The 19,478-nt window shown below is 70.8% G+C and carries 16 protein-coding genes and 1 tRNA gene; 7 read left to right on the forward strand and 10 right to left on the reverse strand.

Features of this window, described 5'->3' with window-relative positions; genetic code table 11:
* Positions 1–29: 29 nt before the first annotated feature.
* Positions 30–1,322 (forward strand): SAM-dependent methyltransferase, encoded by a 1,293-nt coding sequence (locus IQ210_RS23905; RefSeq protein ID WP_194081230.1) that lies wholly within the window; start codon positions 30–32, stop codon positions 1,320–1,322.
* A gap of 56 nt (positions 1,323–1,378) precedes the next feature.
* Here IQ210_RS23905 and IQ210_RS23910 read toward each other — a convergent pair whose 3' ends face one another.
* Positions 1,379–3,907, reverse strand: coding sequence for an ABC transporter permease (locus tag IQ210_RS23910; protein ID WP_194081129.1), 2,529 nt, complete (start codon positions 3,905–3,907; stop codon positions 1,379–1,381).
* Positions 3,907–4,677, reverse strand: coding sequence for an ABC transporter ATP-binding protein (locus IQ210_RS23915; protein ID WP_059196153.1), 771 nt, complete (start codon positions 4,675–4,677; stop codon positions 3,907–3,909). Before IQ210_RS23915 ends, IQ210_RS23910 begins: the two co-directional genes overlap by 1 nt.
* A gap of 414 nt (positions 4,678–5,091) precedes the next feature.
* On the opposite strand from IQ210_RS23915, the gene IQ210_RS23920 reads away from it, so the two are divergent.
* From IQ210_RS23920 to IQ210_RS23930, 3 genes are all read left to right on the forward strand, one after another.
* A tRNA-Leu gene (locus tag IQ210_RS23920) sits at positions 5,092–5,174 on the forward strand.
* A 249-nt stretch (positions 5,175–5,423) separates the two neighbouring features.
* Positions 5,424–6,599, forward strand: a complete 1,176-nt coding sequence (locus tag IQ210_RS23925) for a 4-hydroxybenzoate 3-monooxygenase (protein WP_194081130.1) — start codon at positions 5,424–5,426, stop codon at positions 6,597–6,599.
* Between the two features lie 177 nt (positions 6,600–6,776).
* Positions 6,777–7,685, forward strand: a complete 909-nt coding sequence (locus IQ210_RS23930; protein ID WP_194081131.1) for a Bax inhibitor-1/YccA family protein — start codon at positions 6,777–6,779, stop codon at positions 7,683–7,685.
* Between the two features lie 83 nt (positions 7,686–7,768).
* On the opposite strand, the gene IQ210_RS23935 is transcribed toward IQ210_RS23930, so the two are convergent.
* On the reverse strand, positions 7,769–7,999 hold the full coding sequence (locus tag IQ210_RS23935) for a DUF4287 domain-containing protein (RefSeq protein WP_194081132.1): 231 nt from the start codon (positions 7,997–7,999) through the stop codon (positions 7,769–7,771).
* A gap of 104 nt (positions 8,000–8,103) precedes the next feature.
* On the opposite strand from IQ210_RS23935, the gene IQ210_RS23940 reads away from it, so the two are divergent.
* Positions 8,104–8,415: a hypothetical protein gene (locus IQ210_RS23940; protein WP_194081133.1), complete on the forward strand. Its 312-nt coding sequence runs from the start codon at positions 8,104–8,106 to the stop codon at positions 8,413–8,415.
* Positions 8,416–8,442: 27 nt separating this feature from the next.
* Here the strand turns inward: IQ210_RS23940 and IQ210_RS23945 are convergent, their stop codons facing one another.
* From IQ210_RS23945 to IQ210_RS23955, 3 genes are all read right to left on the reverse strand, one after another.
* A complete protein-coding gene (locus tag IQ210_RS23945) occupies positions 8,443–9,225 on the reverse strand; it encodes a hypothetical protein (RefSeq protein WP_194081231.1) in 783 nt (260 codons plus the stop codon).
* A 307-nt stretch (positions 9,226–9,532) separates the two neighbouring features.
* Entirely contained in the window at positions 9,533–10,753 is a 1,221-nt protein-coding gene (locus tag IQ210_RS23950) for an acetyl-CoA C-acetyltransferase (RefSeq protein WP_194081134.1), read from the reverse strand.
* Positions 10,754–10,889: 136 nt separating this feature from the next.
* Positions 10,890–11,921, reverse strand: coding sequence for an SGNH/GDSL hydrolase family protein (locus IQ210_RS23955; RefSeq protein WP_194081135.1), 1,032 nt, complete (start codon positions 11,919–11,921; stop codon positions 10,890–10,892).
* Positions 11,922–12,070: 149 nt separating this feature from the next.
* Between IQ210_RS23955 and IQ210_RS23960 the strand changes: the two genes are divergently transcribed.
* On the forward strand, positions 12,071–13,456 hold the full coding sequence (locus tag IQ210_RS23960) for a cystathionine beta-synthase (RefSeq protein ID WP_194081136.1): 1,386 nt from the start codon (positions 12,071–12,073) through the stop codon (positions 13,454–13,456).
* 52 nt (positions 13,457–13,508) lie between these two features.
* Here IQ210_RS23960 and IQ210_RS23965 read toward each other — a convergent pair whose 3' ends face one another.
* Positions 13,509–14,693 carry a recombinase family protein gene (locus IQ210_RS23965; RefSeq protein WP_194081137.1) on the reverse strand — a complete coding sequence of 395 codons (1,185 nt, stop codon included), beginning with the start codon at positions 14,691–14,693 and terminating at the stop codon, positions 13,509–13,511.
* Between the two features lie 885 nt (positions 14,694–15,578).
* Positions 15,579–16,409 (reverse strand): helix-turn-helix transcriptional regulator, encoded by an 831-nt coding sequence (locus IQ210_RS23970; RefSeq protein WP_194081138.1) that lies wholly within the window; start codon positions 16,407–16,409, stop codon positions 15,579–15,581.
* 152 nt (positions 16,410–16,561) lie between these two features.
* Here IQ210_RS23970 and IQ210_RS23975 point away from each other — a divergent pair, with 152 nt between their 5' ends.
* A complete protein-coding gene (locus tag IQ210_RS23975) occupies positions 16,562–17,323 on the forward strand; it encodes an SDR family oxidoreductase (protein ID WP_194081139.1) in 762 nt (253 codons plus the stop codon).
* Positions 17,324–17,329: 6 nt separating this feature from the next.
* Here the strand turns inward: IQ210_RS23975 and IQ210_RS23980 are convergent, their stop codons facing one another.
* Together IQ210_RS23980 and IQ210_RS23985 are read right to left on the reverse strand one after the other, a co-directional pair.
* Positions 17,330–17,761, reverse strand: a complete 432-nt coding sequence (locus IQ210_RS23980; protein ID WP_194081232.1) for a hypothetical protein — start codon at positions 17,759–17,761, stop codon at positions 17,330–17,332.
* A gap of 19 nt (positions 17,762–17,780) precedes the next feature.
* The gene (locus tag IQ210_RS23985; RefSeq protein WP_194081140.1) at positions 17,781–19,376 is read right to left on the reverse strand and encodes a SulP family inorganic anion transporter; all 1,596 of its coding nucleotides are present in this window, start codon (positions 19,374–19,376) and stop codon (positions 17,781–17,783) included.
* Positions 19,377–19,478 lie beyond the last annotated feature (102 nt).

Genomic DNA, 19,478 nt, shown 5'->3' on the forward strand with positions numbered 1-19,478 from the left:
CCGGGATCCTCGTCACGGAGGTGTGCGCCATGGCCGACGCCGCGTCGCGGCTGAAGAACCTCTTCGAACTACTGCTGGGAGCCCCGCTCCCGGTCCGCGTGCGGGCGTGGGACGGCTCGCAGGCGGGACCGCCGGGCGCCCCGGCGCTGGTGCTGCGCAACCGCCGGGCGGTGCGGCGGCTGTTGTTCAAGCCCGGCGAACTCGGTCTCGCCCGCGCCTGGGTCGCGGGGGACCTCGACATCGACGGCGACCTCTACGCCGCACTCGACCTGATCTCCGGCCTCGTCTGGGAGCGCGGCGAGGGCGCCAGGAGCCGGGCCGCGCTGCTCCGCGACCCCGAGGTGCGCGCCGCCCTGCGTGGCCTCGTCCGGCTCTCCGGGCTGCCGCTGCCGCCCGCCCCGCCGCCCGAGGAGGTCCGCCGGCACCGCGGCCACCTTCACACCAAGCGCACCGACAGACGCGCCGTCAGCCACCACTACGACGTCGGCAACGACTTCTACGAGATCGTCCTCGGCCCGTCGATGGTCTACTCGTGCGCCTACTGGGAGAGCCCCGGGAGCACGCTGGAGGACGCCCAGCGCGACAAGCTCGAACTCGTCTGCGCGAAGCTCGCCCTGACCCCCGGTCAGCGGCTCCTCGACGTCGGCTGCGGCTGGGGCTCCATGGCGATCCACGCCGCCCGCGAGCACGGCGTGCGGGTCGTCGGCATCACCCTCTCCCAGGAGCAGGCCGCCTACGCCCGCAAGCGCGTCGCCGACGAGGGCCTGACCGACCGGATCGAGATCCGCGTCCAGGACTACCGGGACGTCGGCGACGGGCCCTACGACGCGATCTCCTCCATCGGCATGGCCGAACACGTCGGCGCCGAACGCTACCTGGAGTACGCCGAGGACCTGTACGCCCTCCTCAGGCCCGGCGGACGGCTCCTCAACCACCAGATCGCCCGCCGCCCGCAGCGCGACGAATCGACGTACCACGTCGACGAGTTCATCGATGCCTACGTCTTCCCCGACGGCGAGCTCGCCCCCCTCGGCACCACCGTCACCCAGCTGGAACGCGCCGGGTTCGAGGTGCGTGACGTCGAGTCGATCCGCGAGCACTACGGCCTCACCCTGCGCCGCTGGGTGGCCCGCCTGGAGGCCGACTGGGCCCGTGCCGCCCGGCTCGCCGGACCCGGCCGGGCCCGTGTATGGCGGCTCTACATGGCCGCCTGCGCACTCGCCTTCGAACGCAACAGCATCGGCGTCAACCAGGTCCTGGCCGTCCGTGCCCTGGACTCCGGGGACTCCGGAATGCCGCTGCGCGCCCGCACCTGGAACTGAACCGACGGAAGGGGCCCGCCACTTGTACGTGACGGGCCCCAACTGCCGTACGGCCGCTACTCGGCCTTGATGGCCGACAGCATGTTCAGCTTCGCCGCGCGCCGGGCCGGCCACAGGGCCGCCAGGACACCGACGACCGCCGCGCCCAGCAGGAAGAGCGCCATCCGCCCCCAGGGCAGGACGAGTTCGTACGTCGCCATCTTCGTGCCCAGCAGCTCACCGGCCGCCCAGCCGAAGAACACGCCCAGGCCGATGCCGAGGACACCGCCGAACAGGGAGATCACCAGGGACTCCAGGCGGACCATCCGCTTGACGCCCTTGCGGTCCAGGCCGATCGCGCGGAGCATGCCGATCTCCTGGGAGCGTTCGAAGACCGACATGGCCAGGGTGTTGATGACGCCGAGGACCGCGACGAGCACCGCCATGGCGAGCAGGCCGTAGACCATGTTCAGGATCAGCGTGAACATCTTCGCGATGTCGTCGGACAGGTCCTGCTTGCTCTGCACCTTGATGGCCGGGTTGGTGCCGAGGGCCTTCTCCAGCCGGTCCTTCGTGGCGTCGGAGGCGCCGTCGGCCGTCTTCACCAGGACCTGCATGTCGGCCGGGTCGGTCAGATGCGGGGTGAGGGCCTTGTTGTCGACCATGATGCCCCGGATCAGCTCGTTGCCCTCGTAGACCGCGGAGACGGTGAGCTTCTGCGCCTTGCCGTCCTCGTAGTGCGCGGTGAACGTCGAACCGGCCGTCCAGCCGCGGGACTTGGCGGTGTCGCTGTCGACGACCACCTGACCGCCGCCCACCTTGAAGGAGCCGCTGTCGACCTTCAGGTCGGTCAGCTTGCCGATCGACGAGCCGTTCACGCCGGTCAGGTACTCGGTCTCGCCGTCGATGCGCGAGGGGGCGTTGCGCAGCGGGCTGGTGGTGGTGACCCCGTCCGTGGCGTTGAGCTTGTTGTCGACGTCCGGGGACAGTTCGTTGCCGTTCGCCATCGACACGATGTAGTCCGCGCGGATCGCCGACGACGCCATCTTGTCGATGGACTTCTGCAGGCTGCCCGCCATCACCGTCATGCCGGTGATCAGCGTCAGGCCGATCATCAGCGCGGACGCGGTGGCGGCCGTACGACGGGGGTTGCGGACCGAGTTCTGCCGGGCGAGCTTGCCCGCCGTGCCGAACACGCGCAGCACCGGGGCGGCGGCCGCGATCAGGGGGCGGGACAGCAGCGGGGTCAGGATGAAGACGCCGATGATGAGCAGGACCGCGCCGATGCCCATGGGGGCCTGGCCGTCGGAGCCGTTCATCGTCGTCGCCGCGAGGACGACCGCGACACCCGCGCCGGAGAACAGCGCGCCGAGGGTGTTGCGCAGCACCAGCGACTTCGTGGTGGCCTGCGCGTGCACGCTGCTCATCGCCGCGACCGGCGGGATCTTCGCGGCCCGGCGGCCCGGCAGCCACGCCGCCAGCATGGTGATGAGGACGCCGACCGCGAGGGCGGTGGCGACCGTGCCGCCGGAGACGACCAGCGGCCCGTCCGGGACGGTCGCGCCGAGCGTGCCCATCAGCGACCGCATCCCGGCGCCGATGCCGATGCCCGCGACCAGGCCGGTCACCCCGGCGACCGTGCCGACGACGAACGCCTCGATCAGCACCGAGCGGGTGACCTGACGCCGGGACGCGCCGACGGCCCGCAGCAGCGCCAGCTCCTTGGTGCGCTGGGCGACCAGCATGGTGAAGGTGTTGGCGATGATGAACGTCCCCACGAACAGCGCGATGCCCGCGAAGACCAGCAGCATCTGACGGAAGCTGCCCATCTGGGAGGAGATCAACTCGGCCTGGTCGTCGGCGAGTTCCTTGCCGGTCGTGGTCTCGACGAGCTTCGCCGGCAGGGTCTTGTCGAGCGCGGCCTTCAGCGCGGTCTGGGAGGTGCCGGGGGCGGCCTTCACGTCGATCTCGTCGTACGTGCCCGTCTTGCCGAACAGCTTCTGCGCGGTCGCCGTGTCGAACAGGGCGAGGCTGCCGCCGGCCGCGACATTGCCGTCGTCGGTGGTGAAGATGCCGGTGACGGTGGGGGAGAGGACCGGGCCGTCGATCGAGAGGCGGACCTTGTCGCCGACCTCGTACCCGGCGCGCTTCGCGGTCTCGGAGTCGATGGCGACCTGGTCGGCGCCGCGCGGGGCCGCGCCCTCGGCGAGCGGGTACCGGGGGTCCTTGGCGCCCCAGTAGTTCCCGCCCTGCGACTGGAAGCCGCCGCCGATGAGGTCGCCGTCCTTGTCGGCCATGGCGGTGAAGCCGCTGACGACGCCGATGGCGGAGGCGGCACCCGGGGTCCTCGCGCTCCTGTCGAGGAGCGCCTGGGTGAGCTCGGGGGTCTTGCCGACCTTGTTGCCCTTGCTCTCCTGGTAGTCGGGCTGGACCGCCACGTCGACCTGGTCGAAGCCCTTGGCGGAGCTGTTCTGGTAGGCGTTGGAGATGGTGTTGGTGAAGACCAGCGTCCCCGACACGAAGGCCACGCCGAGCATCACGGCGAGGACGGTCATGAGGAGCCGGGCCTTGTGCGCGAGGACGTTGCGCAGGGCGGTGCGGAACATCAGGAGGTACGGCCCTTCGCGTCGAACTGCTTCATGAAGTCGAGCACGTTGTCGGCGGTGGGCCGGTACATCTCGTCGACGATCCGCCCGTCGGCGAGGAAGACGACGCGGTCGGCGTACGCGGCGGCCACCGGGTCGTGGGTCACCATGACCACCGTCTGCCCCAACTCCCGTACGGAGTTGCGGAGAAAGCCCAGCACCTCGGCGCCGGAGCGGGAGTCGAGGTTCCCGGTCGGCTCGTCGCCGAAGATGATGTCGGGGCGGGAGGCCAGGGCGCGGGCGACGGCGACGCGCTGCTGCTGGCCGCCGGAGAGCTGGGAGGGCCGGTGCGAGAGGCGGTCCTTGAGGCCGACCATCTGGATGACGGATTCCAGCCACTGCTTGTCGGGCTTGCGGCCCGCGATGTCCATCGGCAGCGTGATGTTCTCCAGCGCGGTCAGCGTCGGCAGCAGGTTGAACGCCTGGAAGATGAAGCCGATCTTGTCCCGGCGCAGCTTGGTGAGCTGCTTGTCCTTCAGCGAGCCCAGCTCGGTGTCGCCGATGCGCACGGAGCCGGACGAGAACGTGTCCAGCCCTGCCACACAGTGCATCAGCGTCGACTTGCCGGACCCCGACGGGCCCATGATCGCGGTGAACTCGGCCTGCCGGAACTCGACGGAGACCCGGTCGAGCGCGACCACCTGGGTCTCGCCCTGTCCGTAGATCTTCGACAGATCCGTGGCGCGCGCGGCCACGGAGGTGGTCCGGTCGGCGATGGGAGTGGTGGTCACGGGTGGGTGCTCCTTGACGGACGACGACGGCGGTCTGGCGTTCCTGCGGCCGTTTTCAGGCCGTGAACCATCGTCGCGTCGCCTCACCGCCGTGTAGTCACCCGCTGTTCCGGTTCCGGAGGGCGACTCGAGGCTGACCGGAGGCGGCCGTGTCATACCTGGGGATGACGGACGCCCCTGAGCGACGGCCGCGTCGAGAACAGGTGGAGCCCCCTGGTTGAGGCGGTGAAATTCCGTCATTCCGCATGCGCGGCCGGGCCTCGCACGTAAGGCTATTGGCAAGTGCGGATGGCTCGTTCCACGGGCTGATGCACCCTCAGACGTCAATAAAATAAGACAACATCGGTCCGCCCGTCCGCTGTTCGGGGGACGCGCCCCGATAGGCTCGGGACCTCGACGCGGAGCCCATGGCCTGCCCGGATGGTGGAATGCAGACACGGCGAGCTTAAACCTCGCTGCCCCTCGCGGGCGTACCGGTTCAAGTCCGGTTCCGGGCACCTCCGACCTTTTTCGTTCCCGTAGGCAGACGCCGCTTCCGCTGGGGCCCTTCTTTCAACACATCGCGACAGCGTGGCCGCGTGAAGCGTTCCCGAACACGGCCTCCCGCTCGGCCTGACCCAGCCCCGCATCGACCGTTGACAGCGGCCGCGGGCCGTCGCAGACTCGGCGGCAGGCATTGGTGAAGTAAATTTCACTACACGAACAGCCTGCACGAACAAGAGCCACACGAACAGAGAGGTTCGTCGATGCGCACCACCGTCGGCATCATCGGAGCCGGCCCCGCCGGCCTCCTCCTCGCCCGGCTGCTCCACAACGCGGGCATCGACTCGGTCGTCCTGGAGGCCCGCGACCGTGCCTACGTCGAGCAGCGCCAGCGCGCCGGAATCCTGGAGCAGGGGACCGTCGACGTGCTGCGCGCGGCCGGGGCCGGCGAGCGCATGGACCGCGAGGGGCTGCGGCACGACGGGATCGAGCTGCGGTACGAGCGCAAGCGGCACCGCGTCGACTTCCCCGCCCTCACCGGCGGCCGGTCCGTGATGGTGTACGCGCAGACCGAGGTCTGCAAGGACCTCATCGCCCTCCAGCTGAAGGAGGGCGGCCCGCTGCTGTTCGAGGCGGAGGCGCTGGCCGTCGAGGGCGCCGACAGCGACAGCCCCACCGTACGGTTCCGGCACGAGGGGCGTGAGGACGTGCTCGAGTGTGAGTACGTCGTCGGCTGCGATGGGTTCTGGGGCGTCGCCCGCAAGGCGGTCCCCGAGGAACTCGTCCGCGTCTTCGAGCGGACGTACCCCTTCGGCTGGCTCGGCATCCTCGCCGACGTCCCGCCCTCGCACGACGAGCTCGTCTACGCCCGCCACGACCGCGGCTTCGCCCTGCTCTCCATGCGCTCGCCGTCGGTGTCCCGGCTCTATCTCCAGGTTCCCGAGGGCACGGACGCCGAGAGCTGGGGCGACGAGGAGATCTGGGACGAGCTGGAGCGGCGGTTCGAGACCGAGGACGGGTGGGCGCTGGAGCGCGGACCGATCACCCAGAAGTCCGTCACGCCCATGCGGTCCTACGTCCACGAGCCCATGCGGCACGGACGGCTCTTCCTCGCCGGGGACGCCGCCCACATCGTGCCGCCCACCGGGGCGAAGGGGCTGAACCTCGCCGTCGGCGACGTCGTCACCTTCGCGCGGGCGCTCACCCACCAGCGGGACACGGGGTCCGCCGAGCTCCTCGACGCCTACTCCGAGACCTGTCTGCGGCGGGTGTGGCAGGCCGAGCGGTTCTCGTACGACATGACGACCCTCCTGCACCGGGCGCCCGACGCCACTCCCTTCGAGGACCGGCTCCAGGTCGCGCGGCTGGAACGGATCGCCACGTCCGAGGCCGCCGAGACCGACCTCGCCGAGGGCTACACCGGGTTCCCCTTCAGCTGACCTGATGTACCGGAATGGTCATGAACCTGCCCCGGTCGTGGTTGGGAATCACCGGGCCGCGTAGCGTGTTGCGCAGCACGACGAGGGAAAGATCCTCCCCAAGCACTAGGGTCATTCCTTTGCCTACCTATTACTCTTGACGCCAAGGCCCACACGTAGTGGCCATGGAGGAGTGAAATGAGGAGCAGCAACCCGGTCTTCTCGCGACGGGGGTTCAGCCGCGACAACGGCTACGCGGGCTTCAACGCCCAGCCGCAGGCCGGGGGCGCAGCCGTGGGTACGCAGGGCAACCCCTACGCCCAGCCGCAGGCCGGCAACCCGTACGCGCAGAACCCGTACGCGCAGAACCCCTACGCCCAGCAGGACCTGCAGTACGGCGCGCCGCCGCAGGCCCCGGTCACCACCGGCCGGATGACGATGGACGACGTCGTCATGCGCACCGGTACGACCCTCGGCATTCTCATCGTCACGGCCGCGGTCGCCTGGGCGGCGCTGCCGGTCGACGACGCGAACATCAGCCGGTCCTACGGCATCGCCGTCGGCGCCGGCCTGATCGGCATGGTTCTGGCGCTCGTCCAGTCCTTCAAGCGCAAGGCCTCGCCCGCGCTGATCGTGTCGTACGCCGCGTTCGAGGGCGTCTTCCTCGGCGTCGTCTCCAGCGTCGTCGACAACCGCATCGCGAGCGGTGCGGCCATGCAGGCCGTGATCGGAACGCTTGCCGTGTTCGCCGCCGTCCTGGTGGCCTACAAGGCGGGCTGGATCCGCGTCAACCGCCGCTTCTACGGCTTCGTGATGGCGGCCGCGCTCGGCTTCATCCTGCTGATGGCCGTGAACCTGCTGTTCGCTGTCTTCGGCGGCGGTGACGGCCTCGGCTTCCGCAGCGGCGGCCTCGGCATCGCCTTCGGCATCATCGGCGTCCTGCTCGGCGCCTGCTTCCTGGCCCTCGACTTCAAGCAGGTCGAGGACGGCATCGCCTACGGCGCGCCGAAGGAGGAGGCCTGGCTGGCGGCGTTCGGTCTGACGATGACGCTGGTCTGGATCTACATGGAGTTCCTGAGGCTCATCTCGATCCTCAACAACGACTAGTCACCGACGGTCGTACGGACTCGTAGCGAAGGGCCCCTGGGCATCCGTCCCGGGGGCCCTTCGGCGTGTCGTCGTGCGCGCCGCTAGAGCAACTTGCGCGCGGCCCTCCTCAGGTCGTACTCGTGGATGATCGCCTTCGCGTGGCCGTACGCGAGGTTGTGTTCGTGGCGGAGCCAGCTGACCTTTTCCTCGAAGCGGAAGAGGGCCGGGCCTTCTTCGACGGTGCGGATCCAGTCGGACACTTCACGACCGGTGCAGTGGGGGATGCGGGCGAGCATGTTGCGGTGGGTCTCCTCGGAGAGGACGTGGGACATCGGCGCCTCCGGACGCAAAGGGGATGTAAGCCGGTCCTTCAGGTCACCGTGCCTGAGCGTTCGCGTGTTGGCAACAGTCCCGGTGCGGCGCGTACGGTTGCGCCGTGGCTGATACGACGCGTCTGACGCAGGCTGTGGATCACTTCGCCGACCGTTTGCGGGCCGCTCCGCAGAGCCGGCTGCAAAGGGGCGCCGCGGCCGAGGCACTGGGTCTGGCCAGGGAGTTGGCGCGCCGGGCGCAGGTTCTGGAGGACCCCTCCGGGGAGCCGCGGGAGATGCCGGACGCGGGGATGTTCGCCGCCGCGGACCAAATCACCGTCGCCGTGCACGACTTGGCCCTCGTCCTCACGGACGAGGGCCAGATCGAGGAAGCGGTGCGGCTGGTGGAGGAGGCGCAGAAGAGGGCCGGGGTCTGACCTACAGGCCCTACGGCCGTAAAGGCCCTACAGGCTCGCTATGACCCGGTCCGCCAGGATGTAGACGTTCTCCTCGCCGCACGCGAACGTCAGCGTGTACGCGCCCGAGACTCCCGAACCGCCCAGCAGTATCGGCGTCTCGCCGGCCGTCAGGGCCGCGGAGAGACGTTCCGCCGTCTCTTTGTGGCCCGGGGTCATGCACAGCGTGGTGCCGTCGGCGAAGACATAGACGTCGAGCGTGCCCAGCGGGCCCGGGCGGACGTCGGCCAGCTCCGTCTGCGACGCGGCGAGTTCCTCCAGCGTGGCCACCGTGCGCTCATGGTCGTTCACGACCGGTGACTGGACCGGTACGAAGTCCGGGTGGGAGGGGTGCCGGCGGCGGGCCGCGGCCAGTTCGGGCGAGTCCGCGGCGAACTCGTCGGCGTCCGTGGCCGGCTCGGCGACCGGCTCCAGGTGCTCCAGGCCCACGAAGTCGCTCTGGCGGGGCAGGAACAGCTCGCTGTCGGTCAGTCCGAGGAGGGTGGGGGCGTCGGCGTCCCGGGCCTCCTGCGCGGCCCAGAAGGCGCGCGCCTCGGCGAGTTCCCGCTCCCGCTCCTCCGCGAGGGCCTCGGCCACCGCGGCTCGTATCTCATCGGCCTCACCGGCGAGCCGGGCGGCGGGCACGAGACCGCGCGCGGCGGCCGCCGCGTTCGTCTCGGCGAGCTGGGTGTGCAGGGCCGCCACCTGTCGGCGCAGCTGCAAGAGGGTGCGCAGGACGGCGACGCCCACGGCGCCCGTGGCGGCCGTGGTGACCAGCAAGGCGATCGGCATGGCGCTCACTGACGTACTCCCGGTTCAAAGTCGACCCCCGACTTCCTACATCAGCTTGAAGGGCGGACTATCCCGCTGTCAGTGCGTAACGTCACGAAACGGACAGGACTTTGGGCCCGGGGTTTAGTGTGAGAACGGTTCTGACCTGCGTAAATCCCTGCGTGAAGGGAGATAGGTCACATCCTGACGGAGATTGGATCACAAAACGGCCCAGAACCCTGGTGGTTCAAGGGTTCTGGGCCATGACCTCACGGCGGGTGTGCGGACGACTACTTTCGGCGTTGCGCCGAAAGAGCCGCCAACTCGGCTAGCTGAGGCGCTCGATGACCATGGCCATGCCCTGGCCGCCGCCGACGCACATCGTCTCCAGGCCGAACTGCTTGTCGTGGAACTGCAGGGAGTTGATCAGCGTGCCGGTGATGCGGGCGCCGGTCATGCCGAAGGGGTGGCCGACGGCGATGGCGCCGCCGTTCACGTTCAGCTTCTCCAGCGGGATGTTCAGGTCGCGGGCGGAGGGGATCACCTGCGCGGCGAACGCCTCGTTGATCTCGACCAGGTCGATGTCGTCGATGGTCAGACCGGCGCGGCGCAGGGCCTGCTGGGACGCCTCCACCGGGCCGAGGCCCATGATCTCGGGGGAGAGGCCGGAGACGCCGGTGGACACGATGCGGGCGAGCGGGGTGAGGCCCAGCTCGCGGGCCTTGGTGTCGCTCATGATGACGACCGCGGCGGCACCGTCGTTCAGTGGGCAGCAGTTGCCGGCGGTCACGAGACCGTCGGGGCGGAAGACCGGCTTGAGGCCGCCGACGGCCTCCAGGGTGACGCCGGCGCGCGGGCCGTCGTCCTTGCTGACCACCGAGCCGTCGGGCAGCGTCACCGGGGTGATCTCCCGCTCCCAGAAGCCGTTCTTGATGGCTTCCTCGGCGAGGTTCTGCGAGCGGACGCCGAACTCGTCCATGTCCTGGCGGGTGACGCCCTTCCAGCGGGCGAGGTTCTCGGCGGTCTGGCCCATCGCGATGTAGGCGTCGGGGACCAGGCCGTCCTCACGCGGGTCGTGCCACGTGGTGCCCTCCTGCGCGGCGACCTCGGCGGTACGGGCCTCGGCCTCCGCGAACAGCGGGTTGTGCGTGTCCGGGAGGCTGTCGGAGTTGCCCTTGGTGAAGCGGGAGACCATCTCGACACCGGCCGAGATGAAGACGTCGCCCTCGCCGGCCTTGATGGCGTGCAGGGCCATGCGGGAGGTCTGGAGCGAGGAGGAGCAGTACCGGGTGATGGTGCAGCCCGGCAGGTGGTCCATGCCCATCTGCACGGCGACGATGCGGCCGAGGTTGTTGCCCTGCTCGCCGCCGGGCAGACCACAGCCGAGCATCAGGTCGTCGATGTCCCTCGGGTCCAGCTCGGGGACCTTCGCCAGGGCGGCCTGGATGATCGTGGCGGTGAGGTCGTCCGGGCGCAGGTCCTTGAGAGAGCCCTTGAAGGCGCGGCCGATCGGGGAGCGGGCGGTCGAGACGATCACTGCTTCGGGCATCACGGCTCCATTGGCGTTACGGGTTCTACCGGGCAGGGCTGGTTGGGAAGTTACCCGTACGTATGGGCGAGGTCACGGGGGTGGGGGTGTGACCCTGACCGCAGTTTTCTAAGCGCTTGCTTTTTCAATGGGCTCCTCACGGCGACGGAGTGACCGGCGCCCGCTCCGGCTCGGGCACCCTCCGCCGCCTCCGCCTCTTCAGCAGCGCCCACGGCCCCTTCGGCCCCGTCGGCATCGCTGCCGTGACCTCTGTACCCGGCTCCGCCACAGCCTCCGCCGCAGCCCGGGCCACTGGCAGGAAGCCCTCGCGGCGGCTGACGTCCGGCCGCTCCTCCTCCGCCGGCCACAACCCGAGGGCCGCGCACACCGTCGGCAGCACCGCCATGGCCGCGGTCGCGTAGCCCTCCGCCGACGGGTGGTAGTTGTCCGGCCCGAACAGCTCGCGCGGGTTCGCCGCGAACTCGGGGCCCAGCAGGTCACCCAGGGACACGGTGCGGCCACCCTGTTCGACGACGCCGATCGTCTGGGCGGCCGCCAGCTGACGGGAGGCCCGCCGGGCCAGCCAGCGCAGGGGCTGCTGCACCTGCTCGACGGTGCCGAGGTCGGGACAGGTACCGACGACCACCTCCGCACCGGCCGTGCGCAGCCGCCGTACGGCTGTCGACAGATGACGTACGGAACGGGTCGGCGGCATGCGATGGGTGACGTCGTTCGCGCCGATCATGATCACGCAGACGTCGGGCAGCCGACCGGTGTCCGCGAGGACCAGCGCCACCTGGCGGTCCAGGTCGTCCGAGCGGGCGCCCGGCAGCGCCACGTTGCGCAGGTCCACCGGCCGTTCGGCGACCGCCGCCAGCCCCGACGCCAGCAGCGCGCCCGGCGTCTGCCCCGAGCGGTGCACGCCCTGGCCCGCGGCCGTGGAGTCGCCCAGCATGGTCAGCCTGAGGGGCGGTTCACCGGGGACGGAATAGGAGAGGCCGTACAGACCCTGCGCGTTCGGCACATGCGGCGACGAACCGTTGCCGTTGCCCACCTGCCGTTTGGCCAGCTGCACCTCGGCCAGCAGCAGGCCCACGGCCGCCGCGCCGACCAGTCCGATCCCGCCGCCGCCGTACGCCGCGCCTGCCGCGATCCGCCGGGCCACCCTCGCCCTCGACATGCTCGTCATGCGTCGCCGCCACCTCCTCGTTGCCGTACATCCACTCCTTGCCCCGTACGGACCGTCGCCCAATCGCAACGAGGAGTGAACAACCGCCAAGGGGCCGTAGGCTGGCTGAACCACTACGACCACATCTTTTGCAGCATCCGGAGACAACGGTGCAATTCCACGACTCGATGATCAGTCTCGTCGGCAACACCCCGCTGGTGAGGCTCAACAACGTCACCCAGGGCATCCAGGCGACCGTCCTGGCCAAGGTGGAGTACTTCAACCCCGGCGGGTCCGTGAAGGACCGCATCGCCCTGCGCATGATCGAGGCGGCGGAGGAGAGCGGCGCGCTCAAGCCCGGGGGCACGATCGTCGAGCCGACCAGCGGCAACACCGGCGTCGGGCTGGCCATCGTGGCCCAGCAGAAGGGGTACAAGTGCATCTTCGTGTGCCCCGACAAGGTGTCGACGGACAAGATCAACGTCCTTCGCGCGTACGGCGCCGAGGTGGTCGTCTGCCCGACCGCCGTCGACCCCGAGCACCCGGACTCGTACTACAACGTCTCCGACCGCCTCGTCCGTGAGACCCCGGGCGCGTGGAAGCCCGACCAGTACTCCAACCCCAACAACCCGCTCTCCCACTACCACTCCACCGGCCCCGAGCTGTGGGAGCAGACGGAGGGGAAGATCACCCACTTCGTGGCGGGCGTCGGCACCGGCGGCACCATCTCCGGCACCGGCCGCTATCTGAAGGACGCCAGCGACGGCAAGGTCAAGGTCGTCGGCGCCGACCCGGAGGGCTCGGTCTACTCCGGCGGCTCCGGCCGCCCCTACCTCGTCGAGGGCGTCGGCGAGGACTTCTGGCCCACCGCCTACGACCGGACCGTCGCCGACGAGATCGTCGCCGTCTCCGACAAGGACTCCTTCCAGATGACCCGCCGCCTCGCCAAGGAGGAAGGCCTCCTGGTCGGCGGCTCCTGCGGCATGGCGGTCGTCGCGGCCCTGCGCGTCGCGGAACGCCTGGGCCCGGACGACGTGGTCGTAGTCCTCCTCCCGGACAGCGGCCGCGGCTACCTCTCGAAGATCTTCAATGACGAGTGGCTGGCTTCCTACGGCTTCCTCGAGGAGTCGCAACCGGCCGCGAGCGTCGGGGACGTGCTGAAGCACAAGGCGGGCGCCATTCCCAGCCTCGTCCACATGCACCCGGAGGAGACGGTCGGCCAGGCCATCGAGGTGCTGCACGAGTACGGCGTCTCCCAGATGCCGGTGGTGAAGCCGGGCGCCGGGCACCCCGACGTCATGGCGGCCGAGGTGGTCGGTTCCGTCGTCGAACGGGATCTGCTGGACGCGCTGTTCACCCAGCGGGCCACTCTCACCGACCCGTTGGAGAAGCACATGTCGTCGCCTCTGCCGCAGGTGGGGTCCGGTGAGCCGATCGAAGACCTCATGGCGGTCCTCGGCCGCGCGGACGCCGCGATCGTGCTGGTCGAGGGCAAGCCGACCGGCGTCGTGACGCGTCAGGACCTGCTGGCGTACATGGCCCGCACGGTGCAGTAGGGCGTACGGGGTGCCGTCTTCGACGACGGCACCCCCGGCCGCGCTTCCCCGGTCACGTCGCGCCAGTGATCCGCAAGAGCGTGGGGTCGAACGGGGCGCGGCGTGACCGACCGGGCGGAAGCGGCAGGACGGTCACCGACCGCAGGACGGTGCCGACTGCCGCCCGCCGCTCCTCGAGACTCATCGCGGGCCAGCGTGACGTGTCCCAGCCGGCCAACGCGTCCTGTCGGCCACGGCGGTGCCTCTCCCGGGCGGCCTCCAGCCCGGAGATCCGGGCCTCCAGGTCGGATCTCTGCTCCGGCCCAAGAGAATCACGCCTGTTGATCAGGGCCTGGAGCAGCGGGGTCCCGGCCCATTCCGACTGCTTCTCGTCGACGAAGGGGCGCCGCTCGTCGAGCAGGGCGAGCACGACTTCCTGAAGGTGGCGATCGACGTCACGAACGCTGCGCGCCGTGCCTCCGCAGTCCAGAGCGGTGCACACATAGACGGCGTTGCCGGGGTTCGTCGCGGTCGGCCGGGCGCAACCGCCCATCTTGGAACCGCACACAAGGCCGTCCTCTCGGGAAGCACCGCAGCGCAGGTACCCACTGAACAGATACTTGCGGAGGCTCCGGGGCTCGACTCCCGCGGACGGGCTGCCGTTCGTCAGACGGGTGCCTCTCTTCGAGCCCCGCCCCCGGGAGAGTCGTACGAGCGCCTCCCACTCCTCGACGGTCGCGGGCGCGTCCCACTGGCCGACGACCGGTGCGCCGGTGACGGGGTCATGAACGAGCTCGCCGTGGATGGCCCGGTAACCACACATCACAGGGTTGACGAGGGCTTGGCGTACGGTCGCTCCGCTCCACCGGTTTCCCGAGGCGGTCGGGACTCCCCGGGTGTTCAGTTGCCGCGCGATGGCGTTCCAACTCGTGCCGCGCAGTGCGGAGTCGATCATCTCTGGGAGTACGGGCCATTCTTCGGGGTCTCTGCGCATATTGATCTTCAGCCCGGAGCGGGGGTCGGGCGGCAGCCAGCCGAAGCGCCTGCGTCCTCCTGGTGTCCCGCCGTCGATCGCCCGGCGCCGGACATGGCGCTCGATGCGCTCCTTCGTCCTCCGTACTTCGCCGTCGCTGGTGACGGCAGCTTCGGCGCTGCGAAGCGACCCGAGATCGAAAACGCTTCGCCGCTCGATGAACAGCTCCTCTTCGGTGACCGTGACGGCCTGGTGGACCCGAAGCCAGCCGCCACACGCGTTCATGTTCCGTGGCGATGAGGGCCTGGACGGGAAAACCCTCGGTCGTCCTTCGGCAGTGGAGGGCGTCGACCATCTCCATGAACGCCGGCCGTACGAGGGCCGGCTGCGCAGCCGTCAGTCCGTTGTCCTCGTAGAACTTGACGATGGCCACGCCGAACGCGGCCGCCGTCTCGGTGTTCTCCTCGTGCTGGTGGCGAATGCCCGTCCCTGCCGCTCGGCCCTTGGCCAGGACGGCGGACCGGGTGCTCTGGTCGGCGCTGATCCGGGCGTAGTCCACGGCGGGTATGCGACCACCGAGCCATTCCTCGAAGGTGCGTCCGGCCTCCAGGGCCATGACGAGCGAGGGATCGAGGAAGCTCCTGGACCAACCGGGCATGCGAGCACCCCTTCCAGGGTGGATGAAATGTTCGGATGCCTTGAACTGTGCGGCTGGGCGCCGTGACGGGTGAGTCGATGACCGACTGGTTCCGCACAACGGGTGAGCGTGGGGCTTCTCGTTGACGGCATGGTTGGGGTTCCGTCGGCTTTCCTGGCCAAGGGTGGGAAGCAGCGGTGAACGTCCGGTGAACCGGCGGGGCGGGCGGGGAACTTGCGTTTGTCTGCCCAAGTGGTGGACTTCTCGGAAGTGGTACGAGGGTGTCACGTCCGCGCAGCACTCGCTTAACACGCGTCCGGCACATTAGTGGGTGTCGGCAGGGCGGGAGCGGCTCCCCGCCCCGGCCGGCACCGAAACGTCCAAGGACCTCCGGAGCGGCTCCCGGACCTCCATGGACGCCGGACGTGAGACCTGGCCCTGACCCGGTCGACGTCCCTCGCGGGGACCGCCGTCGTCCCGCCCCCCGGTAACGGGGGTGCGGCGGTCCCCGCGATATTTCTTTACGGGGCTTCTCAGTGGGCGGGAGTGGACTCCCAACTGCCCAGCAGCGCGAGCCTCTCCGCCGTCTCCGAGCCCGGTTCCGGGGTGTACACGACCAGCGTCTGGTCCGGGGTTTCCGGGAGGGTCAGGGACTCGTACGGGAGGGTCAGCAGGCCCGCTATCGGGTGCCGGACGCGTTTCACGCCGTACATGCACGCCCTGACCTGGTGGTCGGCCCACAGGCGGCGGAAGTCCTCGCTCTTGAGGGAGAGTTCGCCGACGAGGTCGCGCAGGGCGGGGTCGTCGGGGTGGGCGCCCGCGCTGAGGCGGAGGTGGGCGACGGTCTGGGCGGCGACCGCCGCGAAGTCGGGGTAGAGGTCGCGCCCGCCGGGCTCCAGGAAGAGCTGCCGGACGATGTTGCGCCGGGCGGGAGCCATCCGGCCGAAGCCGAGCAGGGCGTCGCCGAGGGCGTTCCAGGCCAGGACCTCCATGCCGGGGCCGAGGACGAACGCGGGGGTGCGCTCCATGCTGTCCAGGAGGAGTTGGATGCCGGGCCGGACGCGGGGCGTGCCGCGGCGGGGCGTGCGCTTCTTCGGTGGCCGGGCCACCGCGCGCAGATAGGCGTGCTCGGTGTCGTCGAGGCGCAGTACGCGTGCGATCGCGTCCAGGACGGCGTCCGAGACGCTCGGGCCGCGGCCCTGTTCCAGGCGGATGTAGTAGTCGACGCTGACGCCCGCGAGCTGGGCCACCTCCTCGCGGCGCAGCCCGGGTACGTGGCGCCGCCCGTACGAGGGCAGCCCCACCTCCTCGGGCCGGATGCGGGCGCGCCGTGAGCGCAGGAAGTCTCCGAGGTCCCCGTCCATGGGTTCGATCGTAGGGGAGCGGCGGGAGCCGAGCCTGGTACTGGCAGACCCAGGAAAAGCGCATCCCTGGGTACGGACTGCCGTGCGGCGCAGGGTGGTTGATGCCGCCGGGGAGCTGCCCGGCGGACTTCCGAACAGCGAGGAGCACCGCAATGTCGTACGAGAACCTGGCCGGCCGTACTGCCGTCGTCACGGGCGCAGCGAGTGGGATCGGTGAGGCCGTCGCCGTACTGCTGGCCGCGCGGGGCGCGAAGGTGGCGGTGCTGGCGCGGCGCCGGGACCGGCTGGACGCCGTCGTCGAGAAGATCCGGGCCGACGGCGGGCAGGCGCTCGCCGTGGTCGCGGATGTGACGGACGACGGTTCGGTGGACGCGGCCGTGGAGAGCGTCCACGCCGCCTACGGGGCCGTCGACCTGGTCGTGAACGCGGCGGGCGTCATGCTGCCGAACCCCGTCGACGACGGGCGCAGCGACGAGTGGCAGCGGATGATCGACACCAACGTCACCGGCGTGCTGCGGATGATCCGGGCCTTCACCGCCGACCTGGTGGGTGCCGCCGCCGAGGGGCGGACCGCGGACCTGGTGAACATCTCGTCCATCGGCGCGCACATCACGTTCCCCAACTACGCGGTCTACGGGGCGACCAAGGCCGCGCTGACCTATCTCTCCCAGTCCCTGCGGGGCGAGTTCGGGCCGCGGGACGTGCGGGTCACCAACATCGAGCCCGGGCTGACGCAGACCGAACTGGCCACCCACATCGACAGCGACGGGCTGCGGGAGCAGATCGACGGCATGATCGACGCAGTGGGCATCCTGTCCTCGGCGGAGGTCGCCGACGTCGTCGCCTACGTCACCAGCCGCCCCCGGCACGTCAACCTGCGGCAGATCATGGTGCTGCCGACCCGGCAGGCGTGAGGCCGGTCAGCCCTCCCACTCGCTGTCCTGCTCGGACTTGCGGTGCCGGCGGCCCCGGAACAGCTCGGGGTTGGTGCGGACGGCCTGGAAGGCGTTGACACCGACGATCCCGGCCCAGGCGACCAGCAGGCCGGGCAGGTGGGCGATGCCGCCGCCGATCGCGGACAGCGGGACGGCGAGGACCAGCGAGACGATGCCGAAGCCGTAGCGCTCGCCCCAGGAGTCCGTCGGGCTCGGCTTCCGGGCGCCCCGGGCGACCACCATCTGCTGCTCGGCCAGCTGCCGGCGCACCCGGCGCTCCACCGCGCCGTCGATGCGCTGGTCGACCTTCTCCAGGAAGGAGTCGACCAGCGCGGACTCGTAGTCCTCGCCCAGTTCCCTGCGGGCCTGCAGGGTGGCGTCGAGTTCTTTCTTCAGGTCGGCGTCCCGCGCGTCCATTCCGGTCATGCAGTCAAAGTTAGGGAGCCGGGGCGCCGGCCGCACTGGGGATAGCCCCCGTCTTCGGGCTGGGGATCTCCGGGAGGACCCCTAGGGACTCCAGGACCCGGCGATGACCTCGCTCGACGCCGGTCACCCGGACCTCGATGCCCCGGCCCCGCAGCTCGCCGATGGCGTCCTTGAGGGCGAGCGCGCCGGTCGCGTCGACCGCCGTCAGCCCGGACAGCCGCAGGTCGACGGTGCCGACGCCGCGCACGTCGGCGAGGCTGCGGCTCAAGCGGTGGGCGGCGGCGAAGAGGAGGGGGCCGTCGAAGCGGTACGTCACGGTGCCCGCCGCGCCGGGGAGCTCGTCGGCGGCGGCGGGGGTGAGGCGGGTGCCGCGGACGGCCGCCCGCAGGGCGAGCAGCACCGACACCGCCAGGCCGATCAGGACGGCCCGCACCAGGTCCAGGGCGAGGGTGGAGGCGGCGGTCAGGGCCAGCACCAGGGCGTCGCCGCGGGTGGCCCGCGCCATGGCCCGTACGGCGTCCGTCTCCACCATCCGCACCGCCGTCGCGAGGAGTACGCCCGCGAGCGCGGCCAGCGGGACACGGCCCACCAGCGGGGCCGCGACCGCGACGATCCCGGCGAGGATCACCGCGTGCGCGAGCGCGGCGAGCCGGGAGACGGCGCCGGAGCGGACGTTGACGGCCGTGCGGGCGATCGCGCCGGTCGCGGGGACGCCGCCGAAGAGCGGGGCGGCGAGGTTGGCGATGCCCTGGCCGAAGAGTTCCTTGCCGGGGTCGTGGCGCTCGCCGGGGCGCATGCCGTCGGCGACGGACGCGGACAGCAGGGACTCCAGCGCGGCCAGGGCGGCGACCGCGGCGGCAGGGGCGAGCAGGGAGGGGACGCGGCCGACGTCCAGGAAGCCGAGGGAGGGGGCGGGGAGAGCGGCGGGGAGCGTGCCGATGCGGGTCACGGTGAGGTGCAGGGCCTCCGCCACGGCCGTCGTCGCCGCCACCGCGGCCAGCGAGAAGGGCACGGTCGGCTTCCAGCGGGCGCCCGCGAGGACGAGCGCGGCCGAGCCGAGGGCCAGCAGCAGGGCCGGCCAGTGCGGGGCCGCCGCGAACTCCTCGCCGGCCCGCGCGGCGACGACGGCCACCTGCTCGCCGTGCGGCACGGGCACGCCGAGGGCGTTCGGGATCTGCTGGAGGGCGATCACACAGGCGATGCCGATCGTGAAACCGGCGATCACGGGGGCGGGGACGTACGCCATCGCGGCCCCGGCGCGGGCGAAGGCGAGCACGAGCAGCATGAGGCCGGCCAGCAGGCCGACCGTGAGGACGCCGTCGGCGCCGTACCGGTGCACGATCGGGACCAGGACGACGGTCATGGCGCCCGTGGGCCCGCTCACCTGCCGTGCGCTGCCGCCGCACAGCGCGGCGAGCGCCCCGGCGACGATCGCGGTGACGAGCCCGGCGGCGGCGCCGAGCCCGGAGGTCACCCCGAAACCGAGGGCGAGGGGAAGGGCGACGACGGCGACGGTGAGCCCGCAGAGCAGGTCGCGGCGCGGGGCGCGGGTCATGGAGCGGAGGTCGGCGGGGGAGGGCAGGACGGAGGCGAGGGGCGAGTTCATGGGGGCTTTTCGGTAGGAGGATGCCCGCGGTGGGCACAGCGGGGACAGCGGGCGCGGCGGATAGTGCCGGGTGCGGCGGGACGCCAATGCCGCAGGCACAGC

Origin of the sequence: Streptomyces justiciae, assembly GCF_015163075.1 — a bacterium.
GTDB classification, from domain to species: domain Bacteria; phylum Actinomycetota; class Actinomycetes; order Streptomycetales; family Streptomycetaceae; genus Streptomyces; species Streptomyces justiciae.